The following is a 23585-nucleotide window of genomic DNA, read 5'->3' on the forward strand; positions in this document are numbered from 1 at the left end:
CGCATCGACGTCCTGTTCGCCATGCTCCGGGACGGCACCTTCTACCAGCCGCCCACCCCCGTCACGGCTTGACGAAAACCATAGAGGCACCTTTTACGTGCGCCAGCGGCGTGCTGGTGAGCACGGTTGATCGTGGAGTCGACGGCGACGGTCCACTCCACCCGGCCCTCCGTGTCGTCGCGGACCTGCACATGCTCCAACAGCCTTGCCCACGTGCCGTCCGCCTCCCAGCGGGCAAACCGCTCATAGACGGTCTGCCACGGCCGACCACGCCCATCCACCTGCGGCAACAAGGGCTCTATCCACTCCCACGCCGCCTCCGTCAACTCACCTCGACCTGCCACAAGATCAATTTTCAGACAGGTGGCCTTAGCATGGGCACGCCATCCCCCCGTGCCGTGTCCAGCCGACGGAAGACACCCATGCGCCTCCAGCGGATATCCGCCGCGACCGCGGCCCTCGCCGCGCTCACCACTCTCGCCACCGCCTGCGAGGACTCCCCCAAGCCGGGCCCGCCCGCCGCGAGCCCCTCCGCGAGCGCTCGGGGCGCCGCCCCCGCCTCCCCCACGGCCGCCGGCGCCGCGCCCGCCACGCTGGCCGGGGCGCAGGCCCACGTACAGCAGTACACGTCCTGCGAGAACCTCAGCACCGACCCGAACGACAGCCGGGTGCCGCTGAGCGGGTTCATCGGCGCCGGGGACTGGGGCATCACGGAGCGCGGCGTCTGCACGGACAAGAAGGCGCGGGGCGAGACCGTCCTCTTCCTGACCCCGGACATGAAGGCCTTCCAGCAGGCCGCCAAGGACAACGCCGCGAAGCTGCTCGCCGAGGGCCGGGACAACACCGACCTCGCCAGCCGCACGGTCGTGGGCAAGACCTTCGCCCTGACCGCGCTCAAGACCGCCACCGCCGTGTCCCTGGTCGACCCGCCCAACTCCGACCTGCGCATCCTGAGCTGCAACCCCGACGTCTTCGTCCCGGAGGGGTTCAAGAAGGAGAAGGCCCTGGTCGAGGGCTGCTTCCTCACCGACTACGTCAACAGCCCCGACGGCCAGGGCAGCCCCCACCGCGGGGCGGTCCGCGACCCCTCCACCGAGGGAGCCGCGAAGCCGGGCCAGCCGTCCACCGGCAGCCTGGGCCTGCCGAGCGCCGGCAGCATCGCCGAGCTGAAGAAGCTCGTCAGCCCGCACACGGTCGACTGCACGAGCATGAAGGTCACCGACGAGCAGGTACAGTCGATCGACTACATGCCGGTCGTCGACGGCCCCGCGAGCGCTTGGGGCGTCAAGCAGCGAGCGGTCTGCGGCCAGCTCGGCGGGGAGCGGCGCGCGCACAACCTGAACTGGCTGGACACCGTCTCCGACATGAAGACCCTCCAGACCAAGGCCAAGGCGGCGCAGCTGGCCGACCTGAACGACGACGGGCGCCTCAAGGCCACTGCGAGCAAGCTGCTGGTCGGCACGAACATCGCCGTGGAGACCAACAACGCGAACGTCCGCCGCGGGCTGTACCAGCTCCAGTTCCTGTACCTGAACTGCGAGACCGGCTTCACCGCGCCGGCCGGCTACCGGCTGGAGAAGGCCCAGGTCGAGGGCTGCGTCCTGACCAACTACGAGCGCCCGAGCTGACACACGGCCGTCCGGGGCGTGCGCGGCGCGCCCTGGGGGGGTATCGACTGGGGTGTTCCGCCATCCGCGCACCAGAAGCACCAGGAGCACCAGGAGCACCAGGAGCCGCCATGTCACTCTTCATCCCGGATTTCGACGGCTCCGTGGTCGTCCGCGGCGGCGTACGACCAGACGGTCTGCCACGGCCCATACCGCTCGGGCAGGTCACGCCACGGAGCCCCGGTCCGCAACCGCCACAGCACACCATTGACCACCTGCCGGTGATCACGCCACGGCCGACCACGCCCATCCACCTGCGGCAACAAGGGCTCTATCCACTCCCACGCCGCCTCCGTCTACTCACCTCGGCCTGCCACAAGATCAATTATCAGACAGGCCTTAGCCGCGCAGCGGGTTCGGCAGGGGCAGGTAGCGGGCGTCCGCGCCGTCCGCCCGTGTCCAGCGCAGCAGCAGGTTGGTCTTGCCCGGCAGGGTCGCGGCGGCGAGCAGTTCCGCGATCTCGGGAAGCCCGCGGGTGGCGTCGTAGCGCAGGAACTCCTCCCGCGCGGCCGGCCACAGGAGCGGCGCGCTGTCCGGATACCGTCCGGACAGCGCTCCCGCGATCTCCGTCAGGTTGTTGACGACCAGGCAGTAGACCAGGCGCTGCCAGGCATCCGCCCGCGGCAGGTCCGCGGGCAGTTTGACCCCCTCCGCGTCCCGGAAGAGGGCCTGCACCGGCAGGCCGTCCGCGTCGACGGCGACCAGGGTGTTCTGGAGGTGGGCCTCCAGCACGATGCCCCGCCGGGCGAACAGTTCCAGCACCGGCGGCACGACCTGGCGCAGGTACGCCCGCCACCAGCGGACCGGGTCGGTGGTCCCGGCCGGCGGGCTTCCGGGGTAGCCCTCGGCGAGCGCGGCGGCCAGCAGCGGCGTGGCCCCGGGCACGGTGTGCGCGTGCAGGCCGTCGCGGACCAGGACGGCGAGCTCCTCGAAGGCGAAGGCGGCGGTGCGGTAGCCGCGGTCGGGCAGCCAGGCCGCGGCCGCGCCGGTCCGGCGCAGGGCGGCGAAACCGGCCTCGACGGCCGCATCGGTACGGCGCAGCTTCAGCAGGTCGTGGCGCCACAGCCGGCGCACGTCGTTGGTGATCCGGACGTCGAGGCTGAACTTCACGAAGAGGTCCGCCGCCGCGTCCGGTACGTACAGGGTCCGGATCGAGGCGGTCGGCCAGGCCGGCCGCCGGGACTCGCCGAGTCGCAGCAGCCGCCCGTCGGCGAAGGCCTCGCGGACCGCGGGCCTCTCGCCGACCAGGTCGAGCTGCCAGGGGTGGGCGGGCAGCAGTCGGTATCCGGCGGGAGCGCGCGGCCCGTCGAGGGCGTCGGCGAGGGCGTCGATCGCGGCGGAGGCGGCCGGGCCGCCCTCCTCGGCGGTCTGGTCCTCGCGCAGCCCCAGGAAGACCAGCGGGAACCGGGCGTAGGCCTCGGGCGCGTACGGCAGCCAGCTCCCGGCCGGCGCGCCGCCGCGTGCCTTGGGGGCGGGGTGGTGGGGGTGGCCCATCACCAGGGACTGCTCGGAGAGGAGGTACGGGTCCGCCGGGGGTTCGGCCGCGGCCCGGGCGGCCAGCAGCGCGGCGATCGCGTCGCGGCTGTCGGTGATCTCGACGGGGAGCTCGTCGTTGGGAACACCGGTGAACCGGCCCAGTTCGTCGGAGACGAGTTTGGCCAGTTCGGCGTGACTGAGCGGGTGCCAGCCCTCCGCCGCGCGCAGTTCGGGGCGTTCGGGCCGGCGTCCCCCGCGCACCCGGAGCAGCCGCCCGCTGCCGCGCAGCCGGTGGACGCGCAGATCTGTTCCCGCGCCCGCGTCGTACTCCTCGGCGGGTTCGGCCGCCTCTCTGAGCAGGCAGTTCAGGAGCGGGGCGGCGGCGTACGCGTCGGCGGCGGCGTTGAGGTCCACTGTTTCCATTCGGTCCATCCGGTGCGCCGGAGGTTCGCAGGGCGTAACCACCAGTCGTGATCTTCAGTATCCGCAATCATTACTTGATCATCCCGTAAAGCGATATTCCGATGCCGGAGCCTCAGCATGCATCCTTCCCCCTCCCCGGCCGAAGAGGCCGTCGCCGCCGAACTGGCCGGCGTACGCCCGTCGCTCGGACCCTCGTACGCCGCCGCGCTCGGCGGTGCGCGGGCGGCCGTGCTGACCCGGCTGTGGCGGGCCCTGGCCTTCGAGCCCCTGCCCTGGGTCGTGGGCCGGGAGCACGCGCCCGACGGCCTGGCGCTGCTGCTGGCCGGGGGCGCCCGGCTGGAGGGCCCGCTGCCGGATCCGTACGCGACCGGGCCCTACGTGAGCGAGCTGCTGCTCGACGGCAGGCCCTACCGGCAGGCCGCGCGGCTGGTGACGGCCCTCGGGGTGCCGCACGGGGAGCACTTCGCCGCCGAGCTGGACGCCTGTACGGCTTCCCTTGCGCTCTCCCGGGCCGGTCAGCCGCCCGCCGGGGAGGACCCCGCCCCGCTGACCACCTGGGAATGGGAGCAGCGGGTGGTCGACGGGCATCCCTACCACCCGAACTGCCGTTCCCGGCCCGGTTTCTCGGTGGCCGAGCAGCTGGCGTACGCGCCCGAGCACCGGCCGGTGGTGGAACTCGGGCTGGTCGCCGTACGGGCCGAGGAATGCCTGGTCACCGGCGACTGGCCGGAGGAGCTGCGGGACGCGGGCCGGGTCCTGGTCCCGGTGCACCCGTGGCAGGCGGCGCACGTCCTGAAGCACGAGCGGGTGCGGCCCGGTTTCGCGGCGCACCCGCTGATGGCCCTGCGCACCCTGGCCCCCGCCGACGGCGGGGCGCACGTGAAGACCGCGCTGAGCGCCCGGCTGACCTCGTCCGTGCGGGACATCTCCGTCTACTCCATCGAGACCGCGGCGGCCGTCTCGGCTTTCGCCCAGGGTCTGTCCGAGCGGCTCGACGGCCGGCTGCACATCACCCGCACGCTGGGCGCCACGACCGCGCACAGTCCGGATCTGGCGGCCGTGCTGCGCGAGCCCCCGGAGGTGTACGCGGACGCCGCCGCCGGTGAGCGGGTGCTGCCGGTGGCGGCCCTGGCCTCCTTCGGCCCGGCGCGCTCGGCGGCCTGGCGGGCCGAGTTCGCGCGGCTCGCGCTCTCGGTGTGCCTGCGGGTGCTGGAGCTCGGGGTGGCCCTGGAGGCCCACGGCCAGAACCTCCTCGTCGTCCTCTCCCCCACCGGCGCCCCGCTGCGGCTGGTCTACCGCGACCTCGCCGACATCCGGATCAGCCCGGCGCGGCTGGCCCGGCACGGCCTGCCGGTGCCGCCCCTGTCCGGCAGGCTGGTCACCGACGACGTGACCGTGCTGCGGCGCAAGCTGTTCGGGTCCTTGCTGACGGGGGCGCTCGGGGCCACGGGGGGCTCGGCCGGGGCCTTCGCCGAGGCCCTCACGGAGGTGGCCGCCCTGCCGGCCACCGCGGACACCGAGGTGCTGCTGACCGGACCGCTGCCCACCAAGGCGCTCACCCTGATGCGGCTGAGTCCCGGGGTTCCGGGCGACCAGTGGGCGGAACTGCCCAATCCGCTGGTCGGGGGGTGAGCGGGAGCACTCGGCCGGTTTCCCCTCGGAGGGGCTCTGGAGGCTACTGTTCAGGGGCATGACAGAGACCTCGTACCTCAGCTCCGTACGGGCGTCCTACGACGCCGTCGCCGTCGACTACGCGCGGCTGCTCAGCGCCGAACTGACCGGAAAGCCGCTGGACCGGGCCATGTTGGCGGCCTTCGCCGAGTACGTGCGCGACGACGCGGGCGGCGGGGGCCGGGCGGTGGCCGACCTTGGCTGCGGCCCGGGCCGGGTGACGGCGCATCTGGACGGGCTGGGTGTACGGGTCTTCGGCGTCGACCTGTCCCCGGCGATGGTGGCGGTGGCCCGCCGGACGTATCCGGGGCTGCGTTTCGAGGTGGGGTCGATGGCCGCCCTGGACGTGGCCGACGGGGTCCTCGGCGGGGTGCTGGCCTGGTACTCCACCGTGCACACCCCGCCCTCCGGGCTGCCTGCGCTGTTCGCGGAGTTCGCCCGCGTGCTGGCGCCGGGCGGCCACCTCCTGATCGCCTTCAAGGCGGGCGACGAGCGGGTCCGGCTGGACCACGCGTACGGGCATCCGGTCGACCTCGACGTGTACCGGACACCGCCCGAGCTGATCGCGGGCCTGCTGGCCGGGGCCGGACTGACCGAGGTGGCCCGCCTGGTCCGCGAGCCGGTCCCCGACGAGAGGTCCCCCCAGGGCTTCCTGCTGGTACGCAAGGGGTAGTCCGCCGAGGTCCCAGCGCAGGGGCCGCCGCTCCGACGGCGCTGTCGACCGTCGCCATGAACATCGAGGACGCGGTGGCCTGCGGCGCTTCCGGGACGGTGACCCGGTGGAGGAGCCGACCGCGTCTGCTGCCCCGGGCCCACGCGGACACGTCGCCGCCGGCCGGAAGGGGCGTCGTAGGGCCCACCCTCACCAGCGCAGCGGCAGCCGTGTCACGCCCCGCATCAAGGTGCCCGGGAGCCAGTCGGGCGGGCCCGCGTCCGGGTCGCTGGCGAGGTCCGGGAAGCGCTCCAGCAGGGCCCGGACCGCGATGCGGCCCTCCATGCGGGCGAGCGGGGCGCCGAGGCAGAAGTGGATGCCGTGACCGAAGGCGAGGTGGCCCGGGCCGCTGCGGCGGATGTCGAAGACGTCCGGCCCGGGCTGCGCGAAGCGCGCCGGATCGCGGTCCGCCGCGGCGAGGGCGACCAGGACGGAGGAGCCGGCCGTGATGGTGACGCCGCCCAGCTCCAGGTCCGCGGCGGCGAAACGGTACGTGGCGTGCTGGACCGGGCCGTCGTAGCGGAGCATCTCCTCCACCGCCCCGTCGATCAGCCCGTCCGGGTCGGCGCGCAGCGCGGCGAGCTGGGCGGGGTGCGCGAGCAGGGCCCGTACGCCGTTGCCGATCAGGTTGACGGTGGTCTCGTGACCCGCGACCAGCAGGAGGAAGGCCATCCCGATCAGCTCGTCGGGGGAAAGCCGGCCGCCGTCCTCGTCGCGGGTGCGGATCAGGGCGCTGAGCAGGTCCTCGCCGGGATCCTCGGCCTTGGCCGCGACGAGTTCGAGGAGGTACGCGGTCATCTCCTCGACGGCACGGGGGTCCGCGCCGACACCGTCGAGCGGGGCGACGATCTCGCCCGACCAGTAGCGGAAGCGCTGTCGGTCCAGGCCGGGGACGCCGAGGAGTTCGCAGATGACTGTCATCGGCAGCGGGACGGCGAAGGACGTGATCAGGTCGGCCCGGCGGTCGGGCCGGGCCGCCATCGCTTCGAGCAGCTCGTCGGTGATCTGCTGGACGCGCGGGCGCAGGGACTCCACGCGGCGGGCGGTGAACTCCCGGGCCACCAGGCGGCGCAGCCGGGTGTGATGCGGCGGATCGGTATCCAGCATGCTGGTGGCGACGGCCGGGACGGGCACGGTGCTCGCGAACAGCTCGGAGCCGAGCCAGTTCTTCGACAGTCCCGGATGGGCGAGGGCCTGCCTGGCCTCCTCGTGACCGACGACCAGCCAGGTGCGTTCCCCGCCCAGCACCAGCCGGTGGACGGGGCCGGCGGTGCGCAGCGCGTCGTAGAAGGGGTACGGGTCGGCGTTGAACGCGTCGGCGTGCGCGCTGAGATCCACGAGGGCCATGGGGGCAGCGTACGGCGGCCGTTCGCGGGTCGCGGAACGGTTTTGCGGGTCACGTTCGCGGGTCACGGATCGCGGGTTGCGGGTCACGGGTTGCGGGTCACGGATCGCGATACGGCAATAGGACAAGTCGAGCCGTTTCGGCTGTGCGCCGTTCAGGGGGCACCCCGGTGCGTGTGGGACCCGCCTGCACGGCTATCGGCCCGGGCGGTGGCAGGAAGGAGGTATGAGCCTCAATCGCCGCCAAGTCCTGGGCAGCGCGGCCGCGGCCGTCCTCGCCACCGTCGGGGCGGCGGCCCGGACCCCGGACTACGGTGCGCTGGCGCGCGGGATCGACGGGCGCGTGGTGCTCCCCGGGGACCGGGACTACCCGGAGGCCCGCCGGCTGTTCCAGCCCCGCTACGACACCGTCGCCCCGGCCGCCGTGGCCTATCCCGCGCACGCCGGGGACGTGGCCGTCTGCCTGGACTTCGCCCGCCGCTCGGCCGCGCCCGTGGTCCCGCGCGGCGGCGGGCACAGCTACGCAGGCTGGTCCACGCGATCCGCCGGGCTGGTCGTCGACACCGGGGCCATGGCCGCGGTGTCGGTCGAGGGCAACGACGGCGGCGACCGCGACAGCGACGGCGGCGGCAGCCTGCGGATCGGAGCCGGGGCCCGGCTCGGGGACGTGCACGCGGCCCTCGCCGGGCACGGCCGGTCCGTCCCGACCGGCCTGTGCCCCTCCGTCGGCATCGCCGGACTCACCCTCGGCGGCGGCCTGGGCCTGGCCTCGCGGGCGTACGGGACCACCGCCGACCGGCTCACCGGTGCCCGGGTGGTCACCCCTGACGGGATCGTCCGGGACGTCTCCGCCGACCGGGATCCGGAGCTCTTCTGGGCGCTGCGCGGCGGTGGCGGCGGCAACTTCGGCGTGGTCACCGAGTTCCGCTTCCGTACGCACCCGGTCGGCGCGTGCGCCTTCGCCGAACTCCACTGGTCCGGCGGCGACTCCGCGGCCGTGCTGCGCGGCTGGCAGCGCTGGCTGGCCGGGCTGCCGGACCCGTTCTGGAGCCAGGTGGAATTCACCGTCGAGGCGGGCACCGGGGCCGGGGCGCCACCGGCGGTGCGGGTGGTGTGCCTCGACGGGCGCCAGGAGCTGGAGCGGCAGTTGACCCGGCTGTCCGACCTGGTCGGCGGGGCGCCACGGGACAACTGGATCGTCGTACGCAGCCATGAGGACACCGTCCGGGCCATGTCGGGCTGCCTGGAGCTGAGCCCCGCGCAGTGCCGGCTGCCGGGCACGCTGCCGGGCCGGGACCCGCAGGGACGGCTCGGCCGGGATTCGTACGGCGCCCGGTCCGACTTCTGGGCGGGCGGCGGGCTGCCGGACGCGGCGATCGGCGCGGTCCTGGACGCCGTGCGGCGGTACGGGACGAGCGTGCCCCGGGGCGGCCTGGGCGTGGTCCAGTTCGACGGGGTCTGCGGCGGTGCCGTGAACCGCGTCCCGGCCGGCTCCACCGCCTTCGTGCACCGCGACAGCGCCTTCCTCGCCCAGTACCTCGCCTACTGGCCTGCATCCGCACCGGCCGCCGAGGTGGCCCGGCACCAGGGCTGGCTCGACGCGCTCTGGCAGGACCTGCGCCCCTGGGCGAGCGGCCGCGCCTACCAGAACTACACCGACCCCAAGCTCACGGGCTGGCGCGAGGCCTACTACGGCCCGAACCTCGCGCGCCTGCAGGAGGTCCGGCGTGTCTACGACCCGGACCGGCTCTTCCGTTTCCCCCAGGCCCTTTAGGGAGTGTCCGGCATGCGACGTACGTTGACGATGGCCGTGGTGGCGGCCGCCCTGCTGGTGCCGGGAGGGCCGCTGCCCCTGGCCGAGGCCGGGAGCGTCGCCACCCCGGTGACCGTCGGCCGCTGGTCGGCGCGTGAGGCGCAGTCCTTCTGGACCGCCGAACGGATGGCCTCCGCCGCCCCGTTGCCGCCCGTGCCGCCCGAACTCGTGGATCCCGCAACGCCCGAGCTGCCCGAACCGCCGGAGCCGACGGAACCCGCCGAACCGGCCGAACCCGCCGAGGAGATCCCGGTCGCCACGCCGACCCCCGTCGTGACAGGACTCCCGGTGCCGTCCGCGACCCCGGCCGCCACACCCACTCCCGCACCCGCACCCACACCCACTCCCGCACCCACACCAGCACCCACTCCCACACGCACACCCGGTGCCGTTCCTACGCCCACCCGTGCGCCATCGGCTCCGGCTCCGCTTCCGGCCCCGGCACGCCCGGCCGTTCCGCGGCTGCCGGCCCTCACCCCCGGCATCGGGCAGAACTTCGACGGCATCCCGGTCGCCGGCCGGATGTACCTCGTCAAGGGCGGCGGGGCCTACTTCTGCACCGCGAGCGTGGTCTCCTCCCCCGGCCGCAACCTGGTGCTCACGGCAGCGCACTGCCTGCTCGGCTCCGACACCCAGCAGGTGGCCTTCGTACCGCAGTACACGCGGGCGAAGCCGCAGCCCTACGGCATGTTCCCGGTCCCGCGGGACGCCGGCGGGCGGTCCAAGATCTGGATCGACCCGCGCTACCGCTCCCAGGGCGTCGACCGCGCGGCCGCCCTCGACGTGGCCTTCGCCCAGGTGGGTCCGGACGCCCGCGGCTTCCCGGTGGAGACGGTGGTCGGCGGGAACCGGCTGGTGACCGGCGCCGGTTACGCACACGCGCGGGTCACGTTGATCGGCTACCCGGCCTCCGCCGCCCGGCCGCGCGTATGCGTCAACCGGACGACGAAGTTCACCAGTGCCGACGCGCGGATCCCGGGATCGTTCCTGCGGATCAACTGCACGGGCTATCCCGGCGGGACCAGCGGCGGGCCGTTCCTGACCCGCTACGACGCGCGCATCGGGACCGGTGACGTGGTGGGGGTCATCGGCGGCTGGAAGACCGGCGGGGACAAGGCCGACACCTCGTACAGCTCCTACTTCGGCGCGGACATCAGGAAGTTGTACGAGAAGGCGGTTGCCGGGGCGAAGGCGCGGCGGTGAGCACCCGCGCCCAGCGGGTCCGGCGCGGGTTGCCGACCGTACGCGGGGTCGCCGCAAGCCCGTCGCCGCCCAGCGCGTCGGCGGGCACGAGGCCGAGCCGGCGGCGCAGGTCGGCGAGGGCCGCGTGGACGGGCGCGAGGACCACCTCGGCGCCCGGGTCGACGGACGCGAGGGCGTGCGCGGTGGTCTCGATCGCCTCGGCGGCGTCCTCGGCGGCGGTCCGGCTCCATCCGCCGGGCGCGCCGGTTCCCCAGGGGGCGATGGTGTCGTAGAGGTGGCAGGCGGCATCCGCCACGGCGTCGGCCCGTTCACCGACGCCCGGCGCCGCGATGGTCGGCAGTTCCATGCCGGGTCAACGAGCCGATGCCGCCCGGGGTACGTACGAGCGGATACCGGGGGCCGGCAGGTGCGTCATACCCGTACCCCGTCGCGATTGGACAGTCTGAACGTCCTCGTGACAAGCGTCTCCCCCTCTCAGCGGCATGGACGGCCCGCCAGTAGAGTCGGTCCGGAGAGAACGCGGATCTGGGGGACTCATGACGGCTACGGATGCACCACCCATCGTCTTCGTACACGGGACGCGGTTCAGCGCGGGTCAATGGAGCCCACAGCTCGCCGCGCTCCAGAAAGACTTTCGGGTGGCCGCCGTTGACCTACCGGGCCACGGCGCGCGCTCTGCTCAGCCCTGGAGTCTGAGCGCGGCGACGGAGATCATCTCTTCTGCGGTGGACTCGCTCGACCGCGGACCCGCTCTGGTCGTCGGGCACTCGCTTGGCGGATACGCCTCGCTGGAGTTCGCGCGACGCTGCCCGGAGCAGCTGCGGGGGCTGGTTCTTGCGGGGGCCAGCGCCTCGACGCGTGGTCCGTGGGCAACGCCGTACCGGTGGATCGCCGGGCTCGTCCCTCGCATACCGGCGGACCGGTTGACCCGCTGGAACGACAGGTTCCTACGCCTGCTCTACTCTCCCGAGGTGGTGGACGCCACCATCCGCGCCGGCTACGCATTCCACACTCTGCCGACCGCCTGGGGTGAGGTACTGGGCCGCTTCGACGCGGATGCGATGCGGCATGTGTCGGCTCCCGTGCTCATCCTGAACGGCGAGAAGGACACCGTCTTCCGGTCCGGCGAGGCGGACTTCGTCCGGGCTCATCCGCACGCCCGCATCGAACTGATCCCGCGGGCGAGACACCTCGCGAACTTCGACGATCCAGATGCCTTCACGGATGCCGTCCGCCGCTTCGCCCTGGACATACCTGCTCGGAGCTGACCGCCCGCCTGAGCAGGGGCCCATCACCAGGCCTGCCCGAGCGCCCTTGCAACAGCACTCCACCAGCCGTGGCGGCGGTCCGCCCGACCACGGACGGCCGTGCCGCCGCGCGGCGGGAGACAGGCCGACGCAGCGGATCCCGCCCGCCGGGGGCCACTCCAGCGCCGGCCCCACGGCGTCGCCGTGTTCGGCACACCAAGCACGTGGCGAGGCGGGGCGTGAAGTCTGCGAAGTAGGCTGGCGCGTCGGACAAGTCGGACAAAGGAGCACCGCGCATGACCTTCCGTTTGCGAGCGATCAGCCGTGACGAGCATCTGGCCTTCATCAAGGACCGGCCCTCCGCGAGTCACATGCAGGTGCCCTCGTGGGGGGACGTGAAGCCGGACTGGCGGGCGGAGAGCCTCGGATGGATCGACGGGACCGGCCGGATCGTCGGGGTGGCGCTCGTACTGTTCCGGCCGGTGCCGAGGCTCAAGCGGTACCTCGCCTACCTTCCCGAAGGTCCGGTCATCGACTGGTACGCCCCGGATCTCGAGCGGTGGCTCGAGCCGATGCTGGCCTATCTCAAGACCCGCGGCGCGTTCTCGGTGAAAATGGGTCCGCCCGTGATCGTGCGCCGCTGGGATGCGGGAACGGTCAAGGACGCCATCGCAGACCCTCGGGCAGGCCGGCTGCGCGACGTCGAGGCCAGTTCGTGCGAGCCGCGGGCCTTCGATGTCGCCGACCGGCTGCGCCGCTTGGGATGGCAGCAGGGCGAAGTGGGCGGCGAGGACGGGTTCAGTGCGGGGCAGCCGCGCTACGTCTTCCAGGTCCCGCTCGCCGGAAAGTCGCTGGAGGAGGTCCAGCGCGGCTTCAACCAGCAGTGGCGCCGCAACGTCAAGAAGGCCGAGAAGGCCGGCGTCAAGGTCGTCCAGGGAGGCTACGAGGATCTGCCCGCCTTCTACGAGATCTACAAGGAGACCGCGGAACGCGACCGGTTCATCCCCCGCCCGCTGGCCTACTTTCAGCGCATGTGGACCGCGCTCCGGGCCGAAGACGCCGACCGGATGCGGCTGTACCTGGCCCATCACGAGGGCGAGGTGCTGGCCGCGGCCACGATGCTGACCGTTGGTGAGCACGTCTGGTACTCCTACGGGGCCTCCACCAGCCGCAAGCGCGAAGTCCAGCCGAACAACGCCATCCAGTGGCGGATGATGTCCGACGCCCACGAACTGGGCGCGAGCGTCTACGACCTGCGCGGCATCACCGACACCCTGGAGGAGTCCAACCACCTGCTCGGCCTGCTCCGGTTCAAGGTCGGCACCGGCGGCCAGGCCGCCGAATACCTCGGCGAGTGGGACTTCCCGCTCAACAAGCTCCTCCACAAGGCCCTCGACCTCTACATGTCTCGCCGCTGAGCTGAGGGGGCCCACGCGCTGGTCGTGGGCACGGATCCAGTTTCGGTGGAACGGCACCGACGACATCACCTGACGGTGAACGGGTGGCCGCCGCGTAGGGTGAGCGGAACCAGCACGCCTGCCGCCGCCCTCCCCAGGAGAGAACTGCCCTCATGCGCATGGTCTTCGCCAGCCAGGTGATCGAGTGGCGTGGACCTGCGCCCTTCTACTTCGTCCCCGTGCCGGAAGAGCCCTGCGCCGACGTACGGCAGGTGGCTTCGGCGGCCACCTACGGCTGGGGAGTCGTCCCTGTCGAGGCCAGTATCGGCGAAGTCACCTTCGAGACGTCGCTCTTCCCGAGGGAGGGCGGTTACTTGCTGCCCGTCAAGAACGCTGTCCGAACGCCGCTGGGGCTGGTGGCAGGAGACGACGTGACCGTGGAGATGACGGTGCGCCTACCGGGCTGAACGCTGCCGGTCCCACCACGGCGTGACGGGGAGAGCCCGCCTATCCTGCGGGGATGATCCATCCGATTGAACTCGTCATATTCGACTGCGACGGCGTATTGGTCGACAGTGAGCGCATCGCCGTGCGCGTGGATGCCCTCGTCCTGGCCAGACTGGGGTGGAACCTCACCGAAGCCGAGATCGTCGACCGATTCATGGGCCGGTCAAGCCAGTCGATGACGAAGGAGATAGAGGCCCACCTCGGGCACAGCCTGCCGGCCGACTGGGAGGAGGAGTTCACGCCGCTCTACCGCGACGCCTTGGCAGCCGAGCTCACCCCCGTCCCCGGCATCGTCGACGCCCTCGATGCGCTCACGCACCTCCCCACCTGCGTGGCTTCCAGCGGGAGCCACGACAAGATGCGTCTCACACTCGGAATCACCGGCCTCTATCAACGCTTCGAAGGCAGCATCTTCAGCGCCACCGAGGTCGAGCACGGCAAACCGGCACCTGATCTGTTCCTCCACGCTGCGCAGCAGATGGGCATCGCGCCCGAGGCATGCGCCGTGGTCGAGGACAGCCAATACGGTCTTCAAGCAGCCCGAGCCGCAGGGATGCGCGCATTCGCCTACGCCGGGGGAATGACTCCCGCGCACCGCCTTGAAGGCCCCGGCACCGTCATCTTCGACGACATGCGCAAACTGCCCGGCCTCCTCACCGATGCGTGACCACCATCTCCCCGGCCTCACCGTCCACAGGAATTGACAATTCCGCAGAACTGGCCGAGTGGCTGCCGTTGGTCCTGCGTGCGGTCGCCGAAGAACCGGCCCTGCGCACACAGAGACTTGATCTCCTGGTTGTCTTCAAGCAGTCAGGCGCTGCCGAAGTTGGGCGACATCGTTCTGCTCGGCGGCGGGGTAAGAGACGGCTACGGTCTGCTTTCGGTGTCTGCGACGGTGGCCAATCTGCAGGCAAGTCGGTGGCAGGCGTCTGCGAGTTCGGGCGGGTGGACGTCGGTGAGTTCGGTGTCGAAGGTGGCGAGGATCCCGGCGATGCCGGCCCAGGACCAGGCACCGAGGGTGAGGCGGCAGTGCTCGGTATCGAGGTGTTCCACGACCGAGCCGCTTGGTGCCCAGCGGGCGACGACGCCGGCCGGCAAGTTGAGCCGGGCTCGGCCGGTGCACTGCCAGTCGGCGGGAGTGTCGCCGCGATCGTGACTGCTCATGACGAAGTGAGCGAGGTCGTCGTACGGAGGCAGGCGCGGACCGAAGCGGTGTGTCGTGGGGCGGGGGCGGAGCCGATCGACACGCTGCACTCGCCACTGGTGGTCTCCGAGGTCGTAGGCGACCAGGTACCACCGGCCGGCCCAGACGACCAGATGGTGGGGCTCGATGCGGCGGGCGGGCAGGAAGTCGTCGTCGCTGGTCTCGGGGCGTGAGCCGTCGGCGCGCAGGGTTTCGGCGACCAGTACGTGCCGGTGGCGCACCGCGGCCCCCACGGTGGTGAGCGCGGCCGAGTCGAGGGGTGGTGCCGGGAACTCCCAGTAGTTCTGCAACCTGGTCAGGCGTAGGGACTTCATCGACTCCCGCAGCGCAGCAGGCATGGCCTGCTCCAGGGTGACCAGCGCCCGCGCCGCGTCGTCTCTGAGGCCGAACACCGTGCTGGGCGCGGTTTGCAGGGCCACCGCGACCGCAAGGGCCTGATCGTGGTCGAACATCAGCGGAGGCAGGGTGTGCCCTGCACCGAGCTGATAGCCGCCATCGGGCCCGTGGACGGTGGTGATCGGGTATCCGAGCCGGCGCAGGGTCTCGATGTCGCGGCGTACGGTGCGCTCACCGACCCCAAGCGAAGCCGCGAGCTCGCGCAGTGGCCACAGGCGGCGCGATCCGAACAGGGACAGCAGCCGCAATGCCCGTCGTGAGGTATTCGCCATCGTCCCATCCTGCCCGGTAGTGGTCACTCCGTGTCCACTACCGGTGTCACTGTTGAGTGCTCGTGCAGGCGAACAGTGGTCGAAAGGGACGGACAGCTATGCGTGTTGTCGTGGTCGGTGGCGGGATCGGTGGACTCGCGCTGGGGGCGGGGTTGCGCCGCGGGGGATTCGAAGTGGCGGTGTTCGACCGCGACACCGACGTGGCGGCGACAGGCGGCTACCACATCACCCTGGACGAGCGGGCCCAGTCAGCGCTACGGGAGCTGGTGGCGCCGGAGATCACGCAGCGGCTGCTGGCGTCGGCCTCGGCGCTGCGGCTGCGCGACCGCGACGCGTTCTGGGACCGTCGCGGCCGGCTGCTCGGACGTGGGCGGGATCTCAGCGGCGATTCCGGCGTCGATGTCGATCGCATCACTCTGCGCATGCTGCTGGCCGAGGAGGTCGGCGATGACCTGCATCTGGGGCGGACGGTGTCCGAGGTCGGCCTGGGCGATGACGGCTTACCCCGAGTGCTGTTCACCGACGGCGCACCCGTCTCGGCGGATCTGGTGGTGGGCGCGGACGGCGCCCACTCCCTGGTTGCCCAGCACCTGGCGGGAGGCCGGACCAACAGCCCGGCGGGCATCATCGGATTCTCCGGCCGTACCCTCCGCACTGACCTGAGTCCCGGTGAACAGCAACGACTCGGACCACGATCAGGGCTGGCGATCGGCCCACGGGGTGCAGCTCTGTATGTCGGCTTCCTCGACCCGGTCGGCAACGCCACGCTCGACGCCCCCGAGCTGCGGATGTCCGTCACCACTGGTCCCACCTATATCTGGGGCGCCATGTTCCCCGAATCCCCCGCGACCGACTCCCTACGCGGATTGCGCGACGGCGTTGTGCAGGCCGCGCTGTTGAGACGGTTCCAGGAGCAGGGCTGGGCCGAACATACGCTTGAAGTCATCGCCCGGGCCGACCCGCACAGCGTGGCCGCGTACCGCTTCAACGCCGCATCGACCCGCGCCTCCGAGCTCGCGCCATGGCCTGCGGGACGCATCACCGCGCTTGGCGACGCCGTCCACGCGACACCGCCCACCGCCGGAATGGGGGCCGGCGCGGCCATCCGCGATGCTGCCGCCCTGCTTCGGCACCTGGCCGACGTCGACAACGGCGATACGACGACGGCCGTGGCCGTGGAGCAATTCGAGGCGGGCATGCGCCGGCGCGGCAGCGAGGTCCTCACCCTTGCCATGCGAACGGTCCGCCTGCTCCTGGCCACCGACACCGTATTCGGCGCCGCCGCCACCTCCGTGACCACTCCGATCCTTGCCGCTGCCGCCCGGATGCGTCATCGGTGATCAATATCGGCGAGCCGCGCGGCTCACGCGACTCAGTCCCCGCGGCAGCCGTACCGGCCGAGTGTGTTCAGGTTGCGGTGCTGGAGCGGGGACGGCCGGGCGACGGCGTTCCTCACCAGCGCCAGTGAGAGTTTCGCCCTCCGCCACCCCGGCCCCGGTTGTCCGGAAGGGCAGTTGGGGCTGTCATCTCGGTGGCTGCGTCAGGGGACGCCGGCGGTGTCACCAGCGCAGGAGCATCACCGCGCCGCTGGCACCGCTGGCGAGTCCGAAGAGCGCGACCTGGTCGCCCGGGGCCAGCCGGTTGTGGACGGCGGCGTGGGCGAGTTGGAGGGGCAGGGTCGCGGCGGCGGCGTTCCCGGTGTGCGGGAAAGTGGGGATGATCTGCGCGGTGTCGATGCCCATGCGGGTGCGGAAGGTGTCCACGAAGGGCACGGACGGCTGGTGGACGCAGACGAGATCGAGGTCGCGGACGTCGACGTGCTGTTCCTTGAGCCACTGGGACCCCTGGACGTCGAGGTCGACGAAGGAGCCCAGCAGGGCCTCGGAGTCGACGTGAAGACCCTGGGGGTGGTCGGGGGCGTGGTGGGGGTCGTAGAGGGTGGCGGCGGGCCATCCTGCGGAGTTGGCGAGGAATACCGAGCCGGTGATGCCCGGCACGGGTGAGGCCTCCACCAGAAGGGCGGCACCCAGGTCGGCGCCGGTCAGGGAGGTCAGGCCGGTGCGCAGCTGGTCGCGGGTGAGGTGCCAGCGGGTGAGGCGGGTGAGGGTTTCTCCGCAGGTGATCAGGACGCGGCGGTGCCGGCCGGTGCGGATGAGGGCGTCGGCGACCTGAAGAGCGTTGATGACGCCGTTGCAGGCGTTGCCGATGTCGAAGGCCGGGCAGGCCAGGCCCGTCTTCGCCGCGACGATGTGGGCGTTGGCGGGTTCGCGGACGTCCGCGCTGACGGCGGCGAACAGCAGCAGGTCGATGTCGGCCGGGACCAGGCGGGCGGTGTGCAGGAGGCGGGCGGCGGCACGGGCGGCGAGGTCGGAGGGCAGATCGCCGGGGTCGGCGACGGCGCGTTCGTGCAGGCCGAAGGTGCGCTGAAGAAGACCGGCGGGGAGGTTGAGGGCCGGGCTGTGCTGGTGGAGCAGTTGTTCGATCTCGGTGACGTGCTGGCGTCGGGCGGGCAGGTGGACCGCGGCGTGGGTGATGCGGCTGTAGGGGTTCACGCCGTCTCCTTCACGCGCCCGGGCCTTTCGCCGGGTTCGGGTTCTGGTGGTGTGGCGGGTGCGGGCGTGCGGGGCAGTCCGGTGATGGTGTGCTTGAGGCGGTCGGTGAGGGTCAGTGGCAGCAGGGTGTGGAGGGGGATCAGGAAGCGGGCGTCGCGGCCGACGACGTAGCGGGGACGCGGCCGGCGGGCTGTCAGACATGCCTCGACGGTGCGTGCCACCGGACCAGGGCCGGGCACCCGGCGGTCCACGGCGGTGAACAGGCGTGTGGTGTTGTCGTATCCGGGGTTCGCGGGGTCGCGGAGGGTGTCGAGGTCGGTCAGGGCACGGCTGAGCATGGGAGTGGCGAACGCGCCGGGTTCCACCAGGCTGACGCGGACTCCGAGGTGAGCGGCCTCTACGCGAAGGCAGTGGGTGAGGGCCGAGAGGGCGTGCTTGCCCGCGCTGTACCAGGCGCCCATCGGCCAGGGAACCCGGCCCAGCCCGGAGGAGATGTTGACGATCCGGCCGCCGCCGCGGGCGGCCATGACCGGCAGGACGAGCCGGCACAGCCGAGCCGGGCCCAGCAGGTTCACCTCCAGCAGGCGACGGGCCTGTTCGTCGTCCACGTCGGCGACCGCGCCTGCCTGCGGGATGCCGGCGTTGTTGACCAGCGCCCACGGACCGCCACCCGTCATCTCGGCGCACTCCTCCAGCGCCTGGCGGCAGGATGCCTCGCACGCGACGTCCAGCTGGACGGTGCGCAGGGCCAGGCCCCGCTCGGCGGCATCCGCCACGAGGTCGCGGGCCTTGTCCGTATCGCGTGCACCGGCGATCACGTCCCAGCCCGCGCCCGCCAGACGGAACACGATCACCCGGCCGAAACCTCCCGTCGCCCCCGTCACCAGCACACTCCGCCCGCCCGACCCCGCCACCAACGCTCCACGCCCTTCCATCCAGACAGCAGTGCCGCGGCCGGCCGGCCGCGCCCCTCACGCGGACAACGACAACGCCCCGGCAAGGTAGTGGCCATCGGCGGACCGGCGCTCGGGGCCCGTCCGTCCACCGTGTGGCAGGGCGCGGCGATGTGGCGGACGGCGGCGGACGGAGTGCTCCCGACCGCCACCCACAGGCCGGTGCACCACCACGCCCGCCGGCAGCGACAGCCCCGAGTCTGCGTCCGCGTACCCCGCCCAGTCCGCGCGGCGGCCGCGATGGTGACGGCGGCGACGGCCTGGTCGACACCCGCCCCAGCCGCGTGCGCGTCGGTGAGGATCCGTGCGACGTCGACACCGGACTGTTCGAGGCGGCCCATGGCGGCGGCGCTGTCCGGCCGCGCTGTCCGGCTGCGCCGGGAAGCTCCGGTGGCATGACCCGCAACGTCACCCCTGCCGCGGAACGCATCGCCTCCCCCGCCCGCAGCGCCCTGGGGGATCGGCGCCGCGGCCTGCCGGCGGGGGGGCCGACAGCCCCGTGAGAACCGGCCGTCCGTGCGTCGCGCCGGGCGCTCCGGGCCGGAACCGCGATTCCAGCCGCCTTGTGCCGCTCGCTCGGATCGCTCGCTCGGATCGCTCGTGCGTATGCGCAATACACTGGACGGCGAGGTGGGCACCCCCGCGCCCAAGCCGGAAGGAATTCCAGATGGCCCGCGCCGGCAGCGATTCCGACGGCCTGCGACAGCCACTCTCCTCGTGGGCGGTGTCACCTGACGGCGGGCTTCCCGAGGGGCGTGTCTGTTCCCACCTGACGGCCCTGCCCGCATCGCCGGGGACGCCGTACGAGGTGTGCGTGCAATGCCGCGCCCGCGGCTGGACCTGGACCCGGCTGAGGTGGTGCTCCACGTGCGGGCACGTCGGATGCTGCGACAGCTCCCGAGGCCGGCACGCCTACGCTCACCACGCGCGGACGGGACATCCCGTGGTTTTCTCCCTGGCCCCTGACGAGTCCTGGGCCTGGTGCTTCGTCGACGAAGTCTTTCTCGTTCGGGTGCCTGAGGAAGACGGGTCAGGCTCGCCCCGCTGAGGGCGGCGGCCATCGTGCCTCCACGTTCGCCACGAGGTCGGTGCACTGCATCCGCCGGCGAGGAATCCGGCGAAGGCCACGTGGAGGTGCACGCGATGAGTGAGGCTTGGCGCATGGATGGCCGGCTGTCGACGGAATCGGTTGGGGAGTATCCGCAACCGCCGCGTGTGGAGGCGGATGCGCGGCGCGTGGTGATCGAGCATCGGGGGGTGACGCTCGCCGACTCCCGGGCATGCCGACGCGTGTTGGAAACGAGACACCCCCCGGTCTTCTACGTGCCGCGCGACGATGTGCGCACCGACCTGTTGTCAAGGTCGCAGGCGACGACCGTCTGCGAGTGGAAGGGGCCGGCCACGTACTGGACCTTGGCTGTGGACGGGTGCACCCTCCGAGACGTGGCATGGAGCTATGAGGCTCCCTCGCCGGGGTACGGAAGCATCGCCCGTTACCTGGCCTTCTATGCGGGCAAAGTTGATCTCTGCACGGTGGACGGAGAGCGCGTGCGGGCCCAGCCTGGCGACTTCTACGGCGGCTGGATCACCGCCGAGATCCTGGGCCCGTTCAAGGGCGGTCCGGGAACCACCGGCTGGTGAGGGCGGGACCAGGCGGCGCGTGGCGTCCGTCAGGGCGTTCCCGCAGTCCTGAGGTCGGCGAGAACCTCGCGGGCCGCTCTCGCCCCCGAGGCGAGTGCCCCCTGGAGCGAGCCCGTCGCGCGGTGGTCCCCGCAGACATAGCGGCCCGGGCGGCCCGGGGCGATGCGGGTGGTCCGGGTGAGGGGCATCGGCGGGGGCACGGCAGGCAGGGCGTTGCGCACCGTCACACGGTGCACAGGCTCCCAGGTTCCGGTGTCCACGCCGTACGCCTCGGCGAGGGCGGAGAGCACGGCGGCCTCTTCCGCCGGGGAGGGGGCACCGAGCACGGAGGTCGACACCAGACTCCTGCCGTCACTGGAATAGCCGGGCTGGACCTGGGTCAGGACGCACGTGTTCAGGAACCTGCGGCGTGCGTCGATCAGCAGGGTGGGTTCCGGGAGGGGAGAACGTTCGACCGCGTGGTAGAGGGTCGTGACGGTCCGTCCCACAGGCGGCTCGAGGCCGGGCAGCAGGCGTGCCGCGGCTCCGGTGGCGACGACGACGGCTCGCGCCCGCACTTCCCCGTCGCCGGACGCCACTCCCGTTGGCGTCAGCGCCGATACCGGCGACGAGGTGCGCAGCACCTCCTGGGGCAGCCCGGCGGCTAGTTGAGCCGGCACGGCGCCGATGCCGTCGCGAGGGAGGCAGAGCGTGCCGCGCAGCATGCTGCGCCAGACCAGGTGGAAGAAGCGGGCGGAGGTCTCCAGGGAGTCCTCCAGGAAGACCCCTGACAGGAAAGGCCGGAAGAACGTTTCGACGAAGTCTTCGGAGAAGCCCGCGTGCGCCAGGGCCGTACGGGTGGTGACGTCGGGTCGGGCCCGCACACGGGAGGCGGGTGCGAGCATGGCGTGTGCCGACAGGGCGCCGAAGGCAAGCAGGTCGCGTGGCTTGACCCGCCCACCGGTGAGGAGACCGATGCCGTCGCGTGGGCGCCGCGTGGGATCGGCGAGCCGAAGCCTCCCGCCGTCGGTGTGCACCAGCACACCGGGCGTGAACGGACGCAAGAAGAGAGCGGGCAGGTCGAGGCGGCGCCTGACCTGCGGGTAGCCGGTGTTGAACACCTGGAAGCCGAGGTCGGTGGTGAAGCCCGCGACCCGGTCGGTGCGGATGCGGCCGCCGACCGTGTCCTCGGCCTCCAGCAGACGCACCCGCAGGCCGGCCGCAGCGAGGTCCGAGGCGCATGCCAGTCCGGCGGCTCCCGCACCGATGCGAGAGCGCCGCACCGGCGGTGGCCTCCCGGGCCCGGGCGCTGGTCCTGGAGCCTGGTGGTGGGCGGCTTTCCGAGCTGGGCGTCGACGGGCCCGATGCCCCTCGGCCGCGAATCCTGCGCGACCCCGATGCGGCTGCTGCTGACCGCCGGCGGTGATGAGATGGACGCCGGCTCACACAGCTGGGTGCCGTTGGAGGACCTCGACCCGTCCCTGCCGAGTAAGGCCTCCATCAGGGGCGGCCCGTCCGCAGCCCAACCAACCCGGCTCCGCTTCGGCCGGGACCGGGACCGGGACCTGCACGTCCTCACCTGGCCGGCCGACCCCGGCCACCCACCCCAATGGGTTCTCTCTTCAAGTCCGATACCTGAAGCATCACGCCTGCGGGCCGCCGCCCGGTCCGGCTACACCGCTACCGGGCCTGCACAAGAAGCCAACGGCGACGGTGCTCCGGTCGACAGGAGTGGGCGGCGCCCTACGGCCTGCGGCGCGTTCTCCGAAGCGCCGGGTCAGTTCCGGCAGGTCGTAGGCGGGGAAGCTCAAAGACCGGCCGTCGCACACAGCACGCGCGGGTCTACTCCGTGCCCGGGCCCTCAGACTTCCGGCACCGGCACCGGCACCGTGTCCGCCGTCGGGGCCGCGGCCGTCACCGCTCGGCGGCGCAACCGCAGCGCGGCAACGCCGAACACCGCGCCCAGGAACAGCAACCCACCGCCGGCGGGCACGGCCGACCGCAGGCCGACGACCAGCGGGTCGTCCTCGTCGATGAGCGCGCCCTTCACCGCCGACAGGGGCACGGTGCCGCCCTCCGACTCCTCGAACCGGTACCGGGAGTCGGCGGAGTTGCCGCGGGTGTCGCCCAGAAGGAACAGCCGGCCCTCGGGCACCTTGACGCTGAACGCGCCGGGTGACCCTGCCACCGGGTCGCCGTTCAGGACGTACGGTTCGTCCAGCGGCCTCCCGTTCAAGGTCAGTGTCCGGTCCCCGGGGGTGTAGGCGATACGGTCGCCGCCCACCGCGACCACCCGTTCCACGGCCAGGTTTCGTTCGCCCCAGGCCGCGGCGTCGAAAAGCACCACGTCACCGCGGTCCACACCGGCGACCAACAGGTTGAAGACCATCGATCCGCCTGCCGGATGGGACGGCCTCATATGGTCCGACGGCATAACCCTGGTCGGCATGAAGAAGTACCCGCCGAGACCCCCGACACAGCTAAGAAATCCACCCAGCACCAGCAGCGCCACCCCTGCCACCCCGCGACGGCGTCCCGGCCCCCGGCCCTGCGTTCCCACGGTCACGCCCTGCTCTCCTCGCTCCGATGTGCGCCTGAACTGTACGGGCCCGCGGCGCGAGGAACGCCGACGGGGGCTCGCACCGTGCGGAACCCTGTCAGGCGAGTGCACGGGGATGATCGGCCTGGGCGGTGCGGAGTCAGTTGAGATGACACTGCTGTCGAGTTCTCCGTCGAGAACCAGGGTGAGCACGCCGATGGAGGCCAGCCGGTCCGCTGCACCGATTTCTCTCGGCATCCCCGCCCCGAGCCCGCGGGCGTGCCGCACGACATTGCGGACGCTGACACATGCATCCGCTCGCGCAGTTGCGGCTGGCCTGGGGTTCCCAAACCTGCGGAGCAGTGCGCTGCGGACGACGACTGGGAGTGCGCCAGTGTCGCCGTGGCCCGGCAGCGGGTACTCCCGGCCCGGGAGTACGGCAACGCCGTGGAGGACGATCCGCTCGGGCTTCGACCTCTCCCCCGACAGTCCGGCCCGTCATCACAGCCTCGTCGATCACCTTCAGCAGGTGCATCGACCACTCCCGGTCCGCCGTCTGGCGCGCCGAGCGGCACGGACCGCGCCGATC

Annotated in this window: 20 protein-coding genes and 2 pseudogenes; 12 read left to right on the forward strand and 10 right to left on the reverse strand. The window is 72.2% G+C overall.

Annotated features, from left to right (window positions below; genetic code table 11):
• Positions 1–89: 89 nt before the first annotated feature.
• A pseudogene (locus tag ACFY04_RS42200) lies at positions 90–344 on the reverse strand (IS5/IS1182 family transposase); the annotation flags it as partial.
• Positions 345–422: 78 nt separating this feature from the next.
• Here ACFY04_RS42200 and ACFY04_RS42205 point away from each other — a divergent pair.
• Complete coding sequence (locus ACFY04_RS42205) at positions 423–1628, forward strand: hypothetical protein (RefSeq protein ID WP_389126257.1); 1206 nt, start codon at positions 423–425, stop codon at positions 1626–1628.
• A gap of 167 nt (positions 1629–1795) precedes the next feature.
• Here ACFY04_RS42205 and ACFY04_RS42210 read toward each other — a convergent pair.
• Together ACFY04_RS42210 and ACFY04_RS42215 are read right to left on the reverse strand one after the other, a co-directional pair.
• A pseudogene (locus tag ACFY04_RS42210) lies at positions 1796–1984 on the reverse strand (transposase); the annotation flags it as partial.
• A 22-nt stretch (positions 1985–2006) separates the two neighbouring features.
• Complete coding sequence (locus ACFY04_RS42215) at positions 2007–3575, reverse strand: IucA/IucC family protein (protein ID WP_389126259.1); 1569 nt, start codon at positions 3573–3575, stop codon at positions 2007–2009.
• Between the two features lie 108 nt (positions 3576–3683).
• On the opposite strand from ACFY04_RS42215, the gene ACFY04_RS42220 reads away from it, so the two are divergent.
• Both ACFY04_RS42220 and ACFY04_RS42225 read left to right on the forward strand, forming a co-directional pair.
• Positions 3684–5198, forward strand: a complete 1515-nt coding sequence (locus ACFY04_RS42220) for an IucA/IucC family protein (RefSeq protein WP_389126261.1) — start codon at positions 3684–3686, stop codon at positions 5196–5198.
• Between the two features lie 58 nt (positions 5199–5256).
• Entirely contained in the window at positions 5257–5910 is a 654-nt protein-coding gene (locus tag ACFY04_RS42225) for a class I SAM-dependent DNA methyltransferase (protein WP_389126263.1), read from the forward strand.
• Positions 5911–6099: 189 nt separating this feature from the next.
• On the opposite strand, the gene ACFY04_RS42230 is transcribed toward ACFY04_RS42225, so the two are convergent.
• Positions 6100–7296, reverse strand: a complete 1197-nt coding sequence (locus ACFY04_RS42230) for a cytochrome P450 (protein WP_389126265.1) — start codon at positions 7294–7296, stop codon at positions 6100–6102.
• A gap of 223 nt (positions 7297–7519) precedes the next feature.
• Here ACFY04_RS42230 and ACFY04_RS42235 point away from each other — a divergent pair, with 223 nt between their 5' ends.
• Complete coding sequence (locus ACFY04_RS42235) at positions 7520–9067, forward strand: FAD-binding oxidoreductase (protein WP_389126267.1); 1548 nt, start codon at positions 7520–7522, stop codon at positions 9065–9067.
• A 12-nt stretch (positions 9068–9079) separates the two neighbouring features.
• On the forward strand, positions 9080–10309 hold the full coding sequence (locus ACFY04_RS42240; RefSeq protein ID WP_389126270.1) for a trypsin-like serine peptidase: 1230 nt from the start codon (positions 9080–9082) through the stop codon (positions 10307–10309).
• Here ACFY04_RS42240 and ACFY04_RS42245 read toward each other — a convergent pair.
• The gene (locus ACFY04_RS42245) at positions 10260–10655 is read right to left on the reverse strand and encodes a hypothetical protein (protein WP_389126272.1); all 396 of its coding nucleotides are present in this window, start codon (positions 10653–10655) and stop codon (positions 10260–10262) included. The two genes, ACFY04_RS42240 and ACFY04_RS42245, sit on opposite strands and share 50 nt — an antisense overlap.
• A 190-nt stretch (positions 10656–10845) precedes the next feature.
• Here ACFY04_RS42245 and ACFY04_RS42250 point away from each other — a divergent pair, with 190 nt between their 5' ends.
• From ACFY04_RS42250 to ACFY04_RS42265, 4 genes are all read left to right on the forward strand, one after another.
• A complete protein-coding gene (locus tag ACFY04_RS42250) occupies positions 10846–11577 on the forward strand; it encodes an alpha/beta fold hydrolase (protein ID WP_389126275.1) in 732 nt (243 codons plus the stop codon).
• 275 nt (positions 11578–11852) lie between these two features.
• Complete coding sequence (locus ACFY04_RS42255) at positions 11853–12974, forward strand: lipid II:glycine glycyltransferase FemX (protein WP_389126278.1); 1122 nt, start codon at positions 11853–11855, stop codon at positions 12972–12974.
• A gap of 152 nt (positions 12975–13126) precedes the next feature.
• A complete protein-coding gene (locus tag ACFY04_RS42260) occupies positions 13127–13420 on the forward strand; it encodes a DUF1905 domain-containing protein (RefSeq protein WP_389126280.1) in 294 nt (97 codons plus the stop codon).
• A gap of 53 nt (positions 13421–13473) precedes the next feature.
• Complete coding sequence (locus ACFY04_RS42265; protein WP_389126283.1) at positions 13474–14127, forward strand: HAD family hydrolase; 654 nt, start codon at positions 13474–13476, stop codon at positions 14125–14127.
• A gap of 200 nt (positions 14128–14327) precedes the next feature.
• Here the strand turns inward: ACFY04_RS42265 and ACFY04_RS42270 are convergent, their stop codons facing one another.
• On the reverse strand, positions 14328–15332 hold the full coding sequence (locus ACFY04_RS42270; protein WP_389126286.1) for a helix-turn-helix transcriptional regulator: 1005 nt from the start codon (positions 15330–15332) through the stop codon (positions 14328–14330).
• 98 nt (positions 15333–15430) lie between these two features.
• On the opposite strand from ACFY04_RS42270, the gene ACFY04_RS42275 reads away from it, so the two are divergent.
• A complete protein-coding gene (locus ACFY04_RS42275; RefSeq protein WP_389126289.1) occupies positions 15431–16672 on the forward strand; it encodes an FAD-dependent oxidoreductase in 1242 nt (413 codons plus the stop codon).
• A 219-nt stretch (positions 16673–16891) separates the two neighbouring features.
• On the opposite strand, the gene ACFY04_RS42280 is transcribed toward ACFY04_RS42275, so the two are convergent.
• Together ACFY04_RS42280 and ACFY04_RS42285 are read right to left on the reverse strand one after the other, a co-directional pair.
• Positions 16892–17884, reverse strand: a complete 993-nt coding sequence (locus ACFY04_RS42280) for a 3-oxoacyl-ACP synthase III family protein (protein WP_389126292.1) — start codon at positions 17882–17884, stop codon at positions 16892–16894.
• A complete protein-coding gene (locus tag ACFY04_RS42285) occupies positions 17881–18819 on the reverse strand; it encodes an SDR family oxidoreductase (RefSeq protein ID WP_389126295.1) in 939 nt (312 codons plus the stop codon). The genes ACFY04_RS42280 and ACFY04_RS42285 overlap by 4 nt, the downstream gene beginning before the upstream one ends.
• A 685-nt stretch (positions 18820–19504) precedes the next feature.
• Here ACFY04_RS42285 and ACFY04_RS42290 point away from each other — a divergent pair.
• Together ACFY04_RS42290 and ACFY04_RS42295 are read left to right on the forward strand one after the other, a co-directional pair.
• Positions 19505–19885: a UBP-type zinc finger domain-containing protein gene (locus tag ACFY04_RS42290; protein WP_389126297.1), complete on the forward strand. Its 381-nt coding sequence runs from the start codon at positions 19505–19507 to the stop codon at positions 19883–19885.
• Between the two features lie 95 nt (positions 19886–19980).
• Complete coding sequence (locus ACFY04_RS42295; RefSeq protein WP_389126300.1) at positions 19981–20478, forward strand: DUF427 domain-containing protein; 498 nt, start codon at positions 19981–19983, stop codon at positions 20476–20478.
• 29 nt (positions 20479–20507) lie between these two features.
• Here the strand turns inward: ACFY04_RS42295 and ACFY04_RS42300 are convergent, their stop codons facing one another.
• Both ACFY04_RS42300 and lepB read right to left on the reverse strand, forming a co-directional pair.
• Positions 20508–21740 carry an NAD(P)/FAD-dependent oxidoreductase gene (locus ACFY04_RS42300; RefSeq protein WP_389126302.1) on the reverse strand — a complete coding sequence of 411 codons (1233 nt, stop codon included), beginning with the start codon at positions 21738–21740 and terminating at the stop codon, positions 20508–20510.
• A gap of 578 nt (positions 21741–22318) precedes the next feature.
• Entirely contained in the window at positions 22319–23254 is a 936-nt protein-coding gene (gene lepB / locus ACFY04_RS42305; RefSeq protein WP_389126303.1) for a signal peptidase I, read from the reverse strand.
• Positions 23255–23585: the final 331 nt, after the last annotated feature.

The organism is Streptomyces sp. NPDC001549 (assembly GCF_042894025.1).
GTDB lineage: Bacteria > Actinomycetota > Actinomycetes > Streptomycetales > Streptomycetaceae > Streptomyces > Streptomyces kutzneri.

Coding starts and splice junctions, on each gene's coding strand:
- ACFY04_RS42205 (WP_389126257.1), top strand. CDS start 423: ATGCGCCTCCAGCGGATATCCGCCGCGACCGCGGCCCTCGCCGCGCTC.
- ACFY04_RS42215 (WP_389126259.1), bottom strand. CDS start 3,575: ATGGACCGAATGGAAACAGTGGACCTCAACGCCGCCGCCGACGCGTAC.
- ACFY04_RS42220 (WP_389126261.1), top strand. CDS start 3,684: ATGCATCCTTCCCCCTCCCCGGCCGAAGAGGCCGTCGCCGCCGAACTG.
- ACFY04_RS42225 (WP_389126263.1), top strand. CDS start 5,257: ATGACAGAGACCTCGTACCTCAGCTCCGTACGGGCGTCCTACGACGCC.
- ACFY04_RS42230 (WP_389126265.1), bottom strand. CDS start 7,296: ATGGCCCTCGTGGATCTCAGCGCGCACGCCGACGCGTTCAACGCCGAC.
- ACFY04_RS42235 (WP_389126267.1), top strand. CDS start 7,520: ATGAGCCTCAATCGCCGCCAAGTCCTGGGCAGCGCGGCCGCGGCCGTC.
- ACFY04_RS42240 (WP_389126270.1), top strand. CDS start 9,080: ATGCGACGTACGTTGACGATGGCCGTGGTGGCGGCCGCCCTGCTGGTG.
- ACFY04_RS42245 (WP_389126272.1), bottom strand. CDS start 10,655: ATGGAACTGCCGACCATCGCGGCGCCGGGCGTCGGTGAACGGGCCGAC.
- ACFY04_RS42250 (WP_389126275.1), top strand. CDS start 10,846: ATGACGGCTACGGATGCACCACCCATCGTCTTCGTACACGGGACGCGG.
- ACFY04_RS42255 (WP_389126278.1), top strand. CDS start 11,853: ATGACCTTCCGTTTGCGAGCGATCAGCCGTGACGAGCATCTGGCCTTC.
- ACFY04_RS42260 (WP_389126280.1), top strand. CDS start 13,127: ATGCGCATGGTCTTCGCCAGCCAGGTGATCGAGTGGCGTGGACCTGCG.
- ACFY04_RS42265 (WP_389126283.1), top strand. CDS start 13,474: ATGATCCATCCGATTGAACTCGTCATATTCGACTGCGACGGCGTATTG.
- ACFY04_RS42270 (WP_389126286.1), bottom strand. CDS start 15,332: ATGGCGAATACCTCACGACGGGCATTGCGGCTGCTGTCCCTGTTCGGA.
- ACFY04_RS42275 (WP_389126289.1), top strand. CDS start 15,431: ATGCGTGTTGTCGTGGTCGGTGGCGGGATCGGTGGACTCGCGCTGGGG.
- ACFY04_RS42285 (WP_389126295.1), bottom strand. CDS start 18,819: ATGGAAGGGCGTGGAGCGTTGGTGGCGGGGTCGGGCGGGCGGAGTGTG.
- ACFY04_RS42290 (WP_389126297.1), top strand. CDS start 19,505: ATGGCCCGCGCCGGCAGCGATTCCGACGGCCTGCGACAGCCACTCTCC.
- ACFY04_RS42295 (WP_389126300.1), top strand. CDS start 19,981: ATGAGTGAGGCTTGGCGCATGGATGGCCGGCTGTCGACGGAATCGGTT.
- lepB (WP_389126303.1), bottom strand. CDS start 23,254: ATGCCGAGAGAAATCGGTGCAGCGGACCGGCTGGCCTCCATCGGCGTG.